The organism is Microcystis sp. T1-4 (assembly GCF_000297435.1).
Lineage (GTDB): Bacteria > Cyanobacteriota > Cyanobacteriia > Cyanobacteriales > Microcystaceae > Microcystis.
In genome coordinates, this window is sequence record NZ_CAIP01000039.1 from 1 (window position 1) to 11,116 (window position 11,116).

Consider the following 11,116-nt stretch of genomic DNA (forward strand, 5'->3'; position numbering starts at 1 on the left):
ATTGAGGAAGGTCGCGAGGAAGGTCGTCAGGAAGGTCGTCAGGAAGGTCGCGAGGAAGGCATTGAGCAAGGCAGACTAAACAAAGCATTAGAGGCAGTCCCCCGTTTGTTAGCCCTAGGGTTAAGTGTTGAGCAAGTCGCATCCGCCTTAGAGTTAGAGGTTAAACAGGTTAGAGCTATACAAAAAGGGAGATAATCTTCTTCTGTCCTCATGTCTAGGAGGTCCTGTTAATCCTATCGTCGGGAGATAGAAACTATGTTTAGTTTAGATGAATTAAAACAAACTCAGTATTTTCAAGATGTGCGCGAGGAAGCGCGTCAGGAAGGTCGTCAGGAAGGTCGTGAGGAAGGCATTGAGGAAGGCAGACTAAACAAAGCATTAGAGGCGGTCCCCCGTTTGTTAGCCTTAGGGTTAAGCGTTGAGCAAGTCGCATCCGCCTTAGAATTAGAGGTTAAACAGGTTAGAGCTATACAAAAAGGGAGATAACACTATACCGCCACCCTAACCAAAAAGGAAGGCTTTTAAACCTTCCTTACCATAGAATTGGTCATTTATTGCCGTTTGCGAGCCAATACACCCAGAGAACCCACCGCTAATAAGCCTAAAAGGGTGCCTGGTTCCGGGGTTGTCTGTGTCTGGGTGCCTTGAATGGTCCAGTTAGCAGCAACGATATTACCTGATACATTGGTCAAATTGACAGTGTTGGAGAAATTATTAGTATAGTAAACGCTATTGCCCCCATCCAGGAACCATGCGTTAGGTGTTTGTGTAGAATTGGTTGAGACGACATTGACATTAGAGTTATCAGTCCAAGCAGAAGGAACAGCCGTTAATTGTCCTAAGGCATTGGTGACAAAGCTTCCTATACTAGTAGTCAACCCATTACCCCCATTAGGATTAAAGGTAGTAACGTGGGCCCCATTACCAAAATTGAAGGTGACACTCACAATGTTACTCGCGGTCCATGTTTGGTTGAACAGGGAAGTTCCCCCATTGTCAAGCTGAAAGGTAATAACCGCAGTATCACCGGCAGTAACGTTATCGACAGCAGCAGTGGAAACAGTACCCGTATAGGTAGCGGTAAAAATGGCGGCATGGGCGGGAATGGCACTGAAAACGGCACAAGTCACCGCAGGAAGGCAAAGGGCTTTTAGCAGTTGATTAGTCATTTTTGATCAATTGACAAGTTAATTTCATGGCTAAGAATGGGGAAAAATTGCTATTTATACCCCATAAATCATTGCTTAATAGTAATAAGCATCATAATTCTACCCCCCCCCCGAATTTGTCAAGTATTCGCCGTTTTTTATTGATGAATCCGGAAAAAAGCCCATCAGGGAGAGAGTGGAAGGGTTAGAAATTAACCAGTCCGTTGATCCGGTCTAAGAGCAAGCGCGGATGAAGAATTGACATCCTCACCGCCGGGGCCGGACGGTGATTCCCGGCAGATCGAACAAACTTAATTGAACGATCTTCGGATGGGTTGACGCTTCACGGGATGCTGCTTCTTTAACAGAAGTCTTACACTTTCCTCCACGTCCGTTTTTTGAGGTCTCCGATTGCCCACCGGCGACCTTGATATTAATTGCTGCGTTGATGTCCCTATCATGGAAAGTTCCACAAAAAAGACATTCCCACTCACGGATATTTAACGCTTTTTTCCCGCCGATATTCCCACAACAGGAACATCGCTGAGACGTTGGCTCCCATCGGGAAATTATCCGAAAATCACGCCCATATTTATCAGATTTTGCCGATAGCATATCTCGGAAAGAACGCCATCCTAAGTCTGATATGGCACGGGATAACTTACGATTTTTAACCATTCCCGATGTGTTTAAATCCTCTAAAATTATCGTTTGATTTTCACGAACAACTCTAGTGGATAGTTTATGCAAGAAATCAGTGCGAGTGTCTTTAATCTTTGCATGGATTTTAGCTACTCGTTTCCTAGCTTTTTCCCGTCGGTTACTTCCTTTCTGTTTTCTAGAAAGGTTTTTTTGTGCTTTTCTTAGTCGTTTTAATCGTTTCTTTAGCGGTTTCGGTGCGTCTATCTTTTCCCCTGTTGAGAGGGTAGCAAAGGTGGCAATCCCTAGATCAATTCCCACTGACTCCCCATTATCAGGAAGTATTTCGGGCTGAATCTCGACAACAAAACTAAGAAAATAGCGATCTGATGCGTCTTTAATCACGGTGACGCTAGAAGGTTTAGAGGGTAATGGACGACTCCAAACAATTCTTAAATCACCGATTTTTGCTAAAGTAACGTGGTGTTGGTTAACGGTAAAGCCGTTATCGGTAAATCTCGCTGATTGCTTAGATTTGCGTTTTTTAAACTTAGGCGGTTTGACTTTCTTTCCCTTCCTTTCTCCCTTACAAGATGCAAAAAAGTTAGAGTAAGCAGTCTCTAAGTCTCTCAAGGACTGCTGCAAAGGAATAGAAGAAACCTCGGTTAACCACTGTTTTTCTTCTGTTTTTTTGACTTGAGTTAGTCTTTTAGATAACTCAGTGTATTTAGGTTTTTTCTCTCCTTGTCGATAGAGTTCTTGGCAATAAGATAAGGTATCGTTCCAGACAACGCGCACACACCCGAACAATTGAGACAAAAACCTCTTTTGTTGGTCTGTTGGGTAAATGCGGTATTGATACCTTGCTTTCATTGAGTTAAGATGTGTGTGTTTGTACTATATTTTAACTAGGTCTGTCAATAATGCCAAGTCGGTTAGTAATCAGTGATCAGTAATCAGTAAAAAGACAGTAGGAAACTTCTATTTAATACTGCACACTTAAAAACTCACATCTGATAACTGATAACTTACCCACTGATAACTGATAACTGATAACTGATAACTGAGAGGTGCGCCACTGGAAGTTCTTAAGTGCTACATCAAAGATCAGGAAAAGCCGTCGTAAAACGACGGGGTTTTAACCCAAATTTTTGATAAAGAATATGACCGGCTTGGGCATGAGCGAAACAGGCGGCGATCGAATTGAGTAAAACCACACCTAAACTGGTGACAATGGCGATTTTGATCTTTTCTGCCAAAAAAATCATTTGTAGTGGCACCATGATCGCCCCACCGCCAATTCCGAAAATACCGGCTAGAAATCCAGCGATTCCTCCGGTTAGCAGACAGGCTAGATTAGGATGCAATCTAAGGGCAGAAACTGGCTCTTTTTGGCTTAAATTTTGCTTGAGATTGGTTAAATAGATATTGAGCAGTAAAAAACAACCAAAAGCCGCTTCTAGGAGGTGTTTGGGGCTAGATTTGACCAGATAGACCCCGATAAATGCCGTAAAAATCCCGGGTAAACCTAAGAGGAGAACTCGCTGCCATTTGAGAGAACCTAATCGCCAATTTTGGATCGTACCCCCTAGGGAAGTGAAAACGATCGCTAAACTGCTGGTAGCCACCGATTCCCCGTAACTGTAGCCCAAATTTAACAGGATCGCCACGGAGATAGTGCCACCCCCAATACCAAATAAACCCGCTAATAAGCCCGAAAAAACGCCCGTTATCAGTAAAATCAAGTAATTGTCTGCCATTATCTTCGGTTCATGGCCTTGAGGGGTCTGAATTTGCTATTATACATAGGACTTACTGAAAAAGTTTGTTGGTGGGGTGTGGGGTTTTATGGCTGGCACTTTTTGAGGGCAAAAAAGTCTAAAAGTCTGATCCAACAAGGTTTTTAGATTTATTCAGGCAGCCCCACCTAGAGGCAATGGTAGAACATTTTCTCCAAGAAAGGGCTATTAAACTAAAATTTAGTGATCAATGGGGCTAAATTATTGACAATCACCCGATATTTTTTCTGATTTAATTACATAACCTTTATCCCTGCACTGCTGAGAAACTTACCTATGACTAAAAGAGCTTTACTACTAATCAATCGTCACTCGCGCAAGGGTAAAGAAAACTTTGCTCAAACTGTCGATCTGCTCAATCATTGGGATTTTGAAATTATCAGCGTCCCTTTGAAAAAGGTAGAAGATATACCTTTTTTGATGGAAAAATATCGCTATGATATTGATTTAGTTATCGTCGGTGGTGGTGATGGGACTCTCAATGCTATGGCGGATATGTTGGTAGAAACTCAACTGCCCCTAGGTATTATACCTTTGGGAACGGCTAATGATTTGGCCCGGACTTTAGGGATACCGAATTCTATTGCCGAAGCCTGTCGAATTATTGCGGAAGGTAACTTAAAATATATCGATTTAGGTTGGGTAAATAATAAATACTTTTTCAACGTGGCTAGTTTAGGATTAAGTGTGAAAATTACCCAAAAACTGAGCAAGGGTTTAAAGCGACGCTTGGGAATTTTTGCCTACGCTTGGACAGCCCTACAGGTATTAAGTAAAACCCGTCCTTTTACCGCTATGATCCGTGTTGATGGCCAAAATATCAAAGTTAAAACCCTACAAATAGCGATCGGAAATGGCCGTTATTATGGGGGAGGAATGCCGATCGCTCATGATGCCCAAATCGACGATCAAAGATTAGATTTATATAGCCTAGAAATTCAACACTGGTGGCAAATTTTCCCGCTTTTATGGACATTACCGCGAGGACAACAGGGTTTATTATCTTGGGTGAGAACTCTTAAAGGGAAAGAAATTCAAATTCAGACTCGTAAACCCCATAGTATCAACACCGATGGCGAAATTACTAGCACTACTCCCGCCATGTTTCGAGTTATTCCAGCGGCCTTAGGAGTCTATATTCCCCGTCAGGAAACACAATCTTAAAATTAACGAAAAGGAGGAGAATACAATAAACCACCCTTTGTCCAAAGATTATTTAAACCTCGATCGAGTTGCAGGGGTTTACCGATTTCCCGATCATAAATTTCACCGTAATTACCCACCTGTTTTAAGACTCTTTGGGCAAAATCATTGGGTAAACCCATATCTTCGCCTAACTTCTCATCGATACCCAAAAAGCGCCGAATACTGGGGTCTTTGCTATCGGCAAAAGTGGCAATATTTTGGGAGTTAATCCCGAATTCTTCCCCTTGAATTAAACTAAAAACGATCGAGCGGACGGCATTCGACCAAGCGGGATCACCATCGGCCACGGCCGGGGCCAAGGGTTCCTTTGATATTACCACTTCTAATAATTGATGATCCTGTGGTCGGGGAAAAACCGAGCGCCGGGCCACCAATTGGGAGCGATCGGAGGTGACGGCCTGACAGCGCCCCGCCTGATAAGCTGTATATAAAGCCTCCACATCATCGGAAACGATCGGTTTATAACCTTGCACTGCCGCTTTTGCCATGGCATCGGCCAGATTTTGTTCTGTGGTGGTTCCCGATAGCACACAAATGGACTTTCCGCTTAAATCTTCTAATTTCTTAATATTACTGGCTTTCGTGGCCATAATTCCCTGACCATCATAGAAAACCGGGGTGATAAACTCCATCCCCAGGGCGGTATCCCGGTTAATCGTCCAGGTGGTGTTGCGACTGAGGATATCCACTTCTCCCGTCTGTACGGCAGTAAATCTCTCTTGGGGGCTAAGTTTACGATATTCGACTTTGGAGGGATCATTAAAGAGAGCCGCCGCAATAGCTCGGCAAATTTGCACATCTAAGCCCGAATATTCGCCTTTTTCATTAACAAAGCTAAACCCCGGCACTTCTCCGTTAATGCCACAAATTAACTTACCGCGATTTTTCACCGTTTGCAAGCGGCCCGCATCGGGACTATTTGCGGTGGTAGAACTAGAATTAGGTTGATTTTCCGTCCCACAGGCAGTAATTAGCAGTAACAGCAGGGACAATGCACAAAAACGCCACTTTAGCATAGATATTTCTTTAGTCACTTAATTTTAGCTGAAAGACCAGAACAAGCTTAACAGGATAGCCACGATCGCACCGATAACCGTATTGATCACATTGACCAATTCATTAGTTAACCACAGAAAGCGAGTTTGTAGGGTAGCACCGATGAGACTTTCGATATTGGTAGCGATAAATGCCGCAATTACGCACCATAACACACCCAGAAGATCGATCGCACCGATACCCCATGCTAACAGGGAAATAGCCGTGGCTGCCAGCAAACCGGCGAGCGTTCCTTCTAAACTAACAGCCCCTTCCGTTCCCCGGGGGACGGATTTAAAATTAGTAATCAGATAAGTGGTTTTACCGTAAGCTTTGCCCACCTCACTGGCAGTAGTATCGGCTAATTTAGTGCTAAAACTAGCCACATAAGCGAGTATTAACAGGTAATCCCAGGGAGAAGCGGTAAAAAGACTGAGGATAGCGCAAATTGCCCCCGCTAAAGCGGAACCCCAGACATTTTCCGGACCGCGTACCCCCGCTCTTTTTTCGGCGATTCCCTCCGCTTCCTTGCGCGCTAAACCGATGCGGGTGACAGTAGAACCGACGAGGAAATAGAATAAAACAATTAGATAACCGCGCCATCCCAAGCTTCCCCAGACAATTACCCCTAAAACCCAAGCATGGAGATAACCCATCGGAGTTAAGAGCTTTTTTGGGGCAATTGCAGCGATTCCGAGGAGGACGGTATTGAGAAGAATAGCGACGAGCCAAGGATGAGTTAACATAGTATCTGGGCAAAGTTTACCTCCCCTATTGTATCGATCGAGTCGATGAAAACTAATCAACCTTATCAACCTCTTTTACTGCGAATTCTGCACGGATTAACAGGAATTGCTCTCATTGCCGCCATGGTTACGGCCTATTGGACTTATGATACTTTTGACGGTCGTTGGTTAAAACTGCCCTTACCAGAATATCGAGAAATTGAAAGTATTCATGGCACTTTTGGCCTCTATACTCTGATTATTTTTCCCGTTTTTGCTATCTATGCTTTTCGTCGGGGCAACAAAAGATTAATTCAGAGTGATTCTCTTAACAAATTAACCCAATTTGGTCGGCCGATTTGGTGGTACAGTCTCCATCGTTTAGTCAATACTTTGACTCTTTTTGCCCTAACTTTTGCCTTGTATAGTGGCCGGATGATGGATTCCGAATGGCTACCGGAAGGGGAATTAAATCACTTTTGGTATTATGCCCATTTGCTCAGTTGGTTAATTATGGCGGTAGTTCTGATCCTGCACCTACTCATGACTGCTAAAGTGGGAGGGATTCCCCTATTATTATCTATTCTTAAATGGCGTTTTCGTGAACAAGATAATCCGAAATTATGGTTATCTCAATTACGTCAATGGCGGTTAAATTTGCGTCTAGCCAATACTTGGCAGTGGCTACAATCCCTTAACTTATATAAAGTCCTAGAGATTGTTATTTTATTGGCTATTATAGCGGCTTGGATTGTTCCCAAGTTTGACTAAGCTGTACTGTATTTAAACTGCGTATTGGGAATTTTAGTACAAATGCTCAAATTCCCTGATCCCACCTCTCCTATACCTTTTAAATAGGATTTAGTATGATTTATTGACCCCGACGAGCGAGAATAATCATCGTCTTTGCTAAGGGAGCAATACGACCAATAGGATAGACTTTTTCTACCGATAAATTAGCTTCTGTTAACAGTTCTGTGATGGTTTTAACAGACCAAAATTTAATATGTCCGTGATCCCAAAGAGCGGTAAAATGCTCGTCCATCTTACCCGTAGCCGCTAGGAACAAATTTTTGAGATAACCATGATAGGGAGTGGATATCAGCGCATATCCCCCCGGTTGCAGCAGATTATAAACCGTCTTAGCATAATCGCGCGGGGCATAGACGTGTTCTACCACTTCCAAACTAATTAGCAGCGGAAAAGTACCAAATTTACTAGCCAGATCATCATAGGCCGAGCCAACGTGTAGATCAAGCTCAGGATAGGCTTTTTTTGCCTCTGCTATCCCCGATTCGGAAGGATCGCAGCCACTGACTTGAAATCCTTTTTCTGATAACCAATTAGCGATCGAACCGTTGCCACAACCGAGGTCAAAAATACGCTTTTCAGGAGGAGCAAGATCGGCAAAAATCTGACTTAGAGAGGGGAGCAAATAAGCGTGGGCAGTCCCACAGCAAGAATTCTGATAATGATAATAATCTGACATATTCTAAAATAGTTAATATGTAAGTGTTTTCTATGGTATCACCACTATCGCAGGGTATTACAAAAAGTAACTTTTGTCAAGGGTTTGGTAAAATTTATTCTTACCTCCCATTGATACGAGCTATTATATTATAATGTCAATATATTGCATATACTATTATCAATGGACATGGTGCAAAAATTAAAAACCTTCTCCTAGGCGAGAAGTCTCCGAGTCAGTATTCTCCGAGTTAGAAGTCGGAAACTTAACAGTAATAGCTGAATTCTGTTATCAGAAAACCCGAACAATTACCAGAGCGGATCGGAGTATAAATGAACGGTTAAAGAATCTTGATCGCCGGGGATACCAGTAATACAGCTACAAATTTGAGTGCCATCATCTAATTCTACTTCACAGGCGTGACAGGAACCCATTAAACAGCCGGTAGGAATGTCAATTCCTGCTTTTTTGGCCACATCTAATAATAGTTCTCCGGTTTCCGCTTCTATGATGATATCATCGGGTAAAAAATGCACTGCAATAGTCATAATTTCTCCTTACAAATGAGAAAAAATAGGTTTAAGATTTAAATGTTCTTCCAGTAAATTAGCCATAGTATCGAGGGTTATTTCTCTTTGTTCACTATAGTTAGCAATTCCCGTAGGCAAAGACAATAAACCGCGACGCTGACGTAGATGATTTAACCAAGTTCTTCGCCAAGAACCATTATCAAAGATACCATGTAAATAACAGCCCCAAATTGACAGAGAATCATTGACAATTCCTAGACTAGCATCTTCCTCGAACATTTTTTGATAACCTGATTGACTTTCCCATTCGCTTATTCCCTGGTGAATTTCGTATCCTGTTACTGGTAAACCAGCTTGGGGATAATTAGATAAAACCTGTCGTTGACGGGTAATTTTTTCGGCAGTAATTACCGTTTTTAAGGGCAGTAAATTTAAGCCAGCTGCCTCACTATCGGGACCTTCTCGATGGTCAGGATCCAGAATTAATCGCCCTAACATTTGCAAACCACCACAGATGCCAAAGATAATACCTCCCCTTTGGTGATAGGCTTGTAATTGATTAGCCATACCACTTTGATTAAGAGCAATTAAATCAGCAACAGTGGTTTTAGAGCCGGGGATAATTACCCCATCGGGATCACCTAAAGATTCCTGTAATTCTAGATAACGTACATTGACCGTTGCTTCACCACAGAGAGGGTCAAAATCAGTAAAATTAGCGATATGAGGCAGACGAATGACACTGATATTTAGTTCAGCTTTAGGTTTTTGGGCGGGTCGATCGAGTAAACTAAGAGAATCCTCGGCACTTAAAAAGATATCACTATAGGGAAGAACTCCCAAAACGGGAATTTTTGTGTAATCTTCTAGCCAAGTAATCCCCGAATCTAAGAGAGATTTTTGTCCGCGAAATTTATTGATCACAATACCTTTAATTAAAGCTCTTTCCTCCGGTTCTAATAATTCTAACGTACCGACGACGTGAGCAAAAGCCCCCCCGCGATCAATATCCACCACTAAAATAGTAGCGGCATCGAGATATTTAGCCACCCGCATATTAGTTAAATCCCGATGTTTGAGATTTATTTCCGCCGGACTTCCCGCACCTTCACAGACAACTAGATCAAATTCTGTTGATAATTTAGCTAAAGATTCTTTAATTGCTTGCCAACCTTGGTCAAAATAATTCTGATAATAATCCGCTGCCGTGGTGACACCCACAGCCTTGCCTTTAATAATCACCTGAGAGGTCATATTTCCCTGGGGTTTTAATAAAATTGGGTTCATTTCTACCCGGGGGATTGTCCCCGCGGCCCATGCTTGCACCGCCTGAGCGTGACCCATTTCTCCCCCTCCGGCGGTAACATAGGCATTAAGGGCCATATTCTGACCTTTAAAGGGTGTTACTTGCCAGCCTTTCCGGTTGAATAAACGACATAAAGCCGCAGTTAAAAAAGATTTACCCGCGTGGGAGGTTGTCCCCACTACCATAATTGCTTTCATCTAGTTTTTTTATTGAGTATTTTCAGTGAACAGTAATCGGTAAACAGTAATCAGTTGATACTAAATCCGTTGAGTATATGCTACTTATAAGGACAGGCACTCATGCAAGAGGCTAATAACTGAAAACTCACATCTGATAACTGATAACTGATAACTGATAACTGATAACTGATAACTGACACCCGACAGCATTAAAAAGAAAACCAACGTTGCAGAGTATTTAAAAATCTTTGCCAGAAAGTGGGTTTAGGGAAAAAGTCCCCTTGGGGTTGCCATTTTTCTATTAATTTTCTCCCTAAAGGAGTGAGACGAAAACTATCGGTTATCCCCTGTCCATCTACTTCGCGCCGCAAAATTCCCACCTTAATCAACCAGAGAAGATAGCTTTCCGCTGCTGCTTCCGTCAGCAGTCGGGAAGTATAACCTTTCTCTAAACCCCCAGCACCCGGAATGCTTAAAAGTGATACACTTTGCTCAAGCATAGCGGCGAATAGGGTGACACGGAAAGGGGAACAACAGAGGGCGCGTTCGGCCCTAGTGATGGTAGCATCGGGATAATTGATGGCGGTAACGGTGGGAGTCGATAGGCTCATAGATTCCGGTCATCGAAAAATTTGGGTCTGAAACCCCGTCGTTCTACGACGGCTTTACTGTTAAATATTAGCACATTTACGAAATATATGCTAAAATGTGAGACATGGAAAAAGCCTACTCGTTTCGATTTTACCCCACACCAACACAAGAGTCGCTATTGCGGCGCACATTGGGCTGTGTAAGATTAGTTTACAATAAAGCTCTCCATCTCAGAACACAAGCTTGGTATGAAAGACAAGAAAGAGTAGGCTACGCTCAAACTTCTTCAATGCTAACCCATTGGAAAAAACAAGAAGAATTAAACTTTTTAAACGAGGTAAGCTGTGTACCTTTACAACAAGGGTTAAGACACCTACAAACAGCTTTTACTAACTTCTTTGCTGGTCGTACTAAGTATCCTAACTTTAAGAAAAAACATCAAGGAGGAAGTGCCGAATTTACCAAATCAGCCTTTAAATTTAAAGACAAA

General features: G+C 42.6%; 13 protein-coding genes and 1 pseudogene. 5 read left to right on the plus strand and 9 right to left on the minus strand.

Annotated features, from left to right (window positions below; genetic code table 11):
- Positions 1–195 (plus strand): hypothetical protein, encoded by a 195-nt coding sequence (locus MICAI_RS02095; RefSeq protein WP_071988980.1) that lies wholly within the window; start codon positions 1–3, stop codon positions 193–195.
- A gap of 42 nt (positions 196–237) precedes the next feature.
- Positions 238–486 (plus strand): annotated as a pseudogene (locus MICAI_RS02100) (flagellar assembly protein H); the annotation flags it as partial.
- Positions 487–551: 65 nt separating this feature from the next.
- Here the strand turns inward: MICAI_RS02100 and MICAI_RS02105 are convergent.
- The 3 genes from MICAI_RS02105 to MICAI_RS02115 all read right to left on the minus strand — a co-directional run bounded on the left by MICAI_RS02105 (position 552) and on the right by MICAI_RS02115 (position 3,547).
- The gene (locus tag MICAI_RS02105) at positions 552–1,169 is read right to left on the minus strand and encodes a PEP-CTERM sorting domain-containing protein (RefSeq protein WP_008197174.1); all 618 of its coding nucleotides are present in this window, start codon (positions 1,167–1,169) and stop codon (positions 552–554) included.
- Between the two features lie 246 nt (positions 1,170–1,415).
- A complete protein-coding gene (locus MICAI_RS02110; protein WP_008197176.1) occupies positions 1,416–2,660 on the minus strand; it encodes an RNA-guided endonuclease InsQ/TnpB family protein in 1,245 nt (414 codons plus the stop codon).
- A 227-nt stretch (positions 2,661–2,887) separates the two neighbouring features.
- The gene (locus MICAI_RS02115; protein ID WP_002800879.1) at positions 2,888–3,547 is read right to left on the minus strand and encodes a sulfite exporter TauE/SafE family protein; all 660 of its coding nucleotides are present in this window, start codon (positions 3,545–3,547) and stop codon (positions 2,888–2,890) included.
- Positions 3,548–3,862: 315 nt separating this feature from the next.
- On the opposite strand from MICAI_RS02115, the gene MICAI_RS02120 reads away from it, so the two are divergent.
- The gene (locus MICAI_RS02120) at positions 3,863–4,750 is read left to right on the plus strand and encodes a lipid kinase (protein WP_008197180.1); all 888 of its coding nucleotides are present in this window, start codon (positions 3,863–3,865) and stop codon (positions 4,748–4,750) included.
- A 2-nt stretch (positions 4,751–4,752) separates the two neighbouring features.
- Here the strand turns inward: MICAI_RS02120 and MICAI_RS02125 are convergent, their stop codons facing one another.
- Both MICAI_RS02125 and MICAI_RS02130 read right to left on the minus strand, forming a co-directional pair.
- The gene (locus MICAI_RS02125) at positions 4,753–5,808 is read right to left on the minus strand and encodes an amino acid ABC transporter substrate-binding protein (RefSeq protein ID WP_008197182.1); all 1,056 of its coding nucleotides are present in this window, start codon (positions 5,806–5,808) and stop codon (positions 4,753–4,755) included.
- A gap of 24 nt (positions 5,809–5,832) precedes the next feature.
- The gene (locus MICAI_RS02130) at positions 5,833–6,573 is read right to left on the minus strand and encodes a TIGR00297 family protein (RefSeq protein WP_008197184.1); all 741 of its coding nucleotides are present in this window, start codon (positions 6,571–6,573) and stop codon (positions 5,833–5,835) included.
- Positions 6,574–6,618: 45 nt separating this feature from the next.
- On the opposite strand from MICAI_RS02130, the gene MICAI_RS02135 reads away from it, so the two are divergent.
- Positions 6,619–7,323: a cytochrome b/b6 domain-containing protein gene (locus tag MICAI_RS02135; RefSeq protein WP_008197185.1), complete on the plus strand. Its 705-nt coding sequence runs from the start codon at positions 6,619–6,621 to the stop codon at positions 7,321–7,323.
- A gap of 100 nt (positions 7,324–7,423) precedes the next feature.
- On the opposite strand, the gene MICAI_RS02140 is transcribed toward MICAI_RS02135, so the two are convergent.
- The 4 genes from MICAI_RS02140 to MICAI_RS02155 all read right to left on the minus strand — a co-directional run bounded on the left by MICAI_RS02140 (position 7,424) and on the right by MICAI_RS02155 (position 10,646).
- Positions 7,424–8,041 (minus strand): class I SAM-dependent methyltransferase, encoded by a 618-nt coding sequence (locus tag MICAI_RS02140; RefSeq protein WP_008197188.1) that lies wholly within the window; start codon positions 8,039–8,041, stop codon positions 7,424–7,426.
- A 287-nt stretch (positions 8,042–8,328) separates the two neighbouring features.
- Positions 8,329–8,568, minus strand: a complete 240-nt coding sequence (locus tag MICAI_RS02145; protein WP_008197189.1) for a 2Fe-2S iron-sulfur cluster-binding protein — start codon at positions 8,566–8,568, stop codon at positions 8,329–8,331.
- Between the two features lie 9 nt (positions 8,569–8,577).
- Entirely contained in the window at positions 8,578–10,053 is a 1,476-nt protein-coding gene (cobQ, locus tag MICAI_RS02150; RefSeq protein ID WP_008197190.1) for a cobyric acid synthase CobQ, read from the minus strand.
- Between the two features lie 191 nt (positions 10,054–10,244).
- Positions 10,245–10,646, minus strand: coding sequence for an Npun_F0494 family protein (locus MICAI_RS02155; RefSeq protein WP_008197193.1), 402 nt, complete (start codon positions 10,644–10,646; stop codon positions 10,245–10,247).
- Between the two features lie 104 nt (positions 10,647–10,750).
- Here MICAI_RS02155 and MICAI_RS22900 point away from each other — a divergent pair.
- The coding region (locus MICAI_RS22900) for an RNA-guided endonuclease InsQ/TnpB family protein (protein ID WP_157221708.1) at positions 10,751–11,116 on the plus strand (366 nt) is incomplete at its 3' end.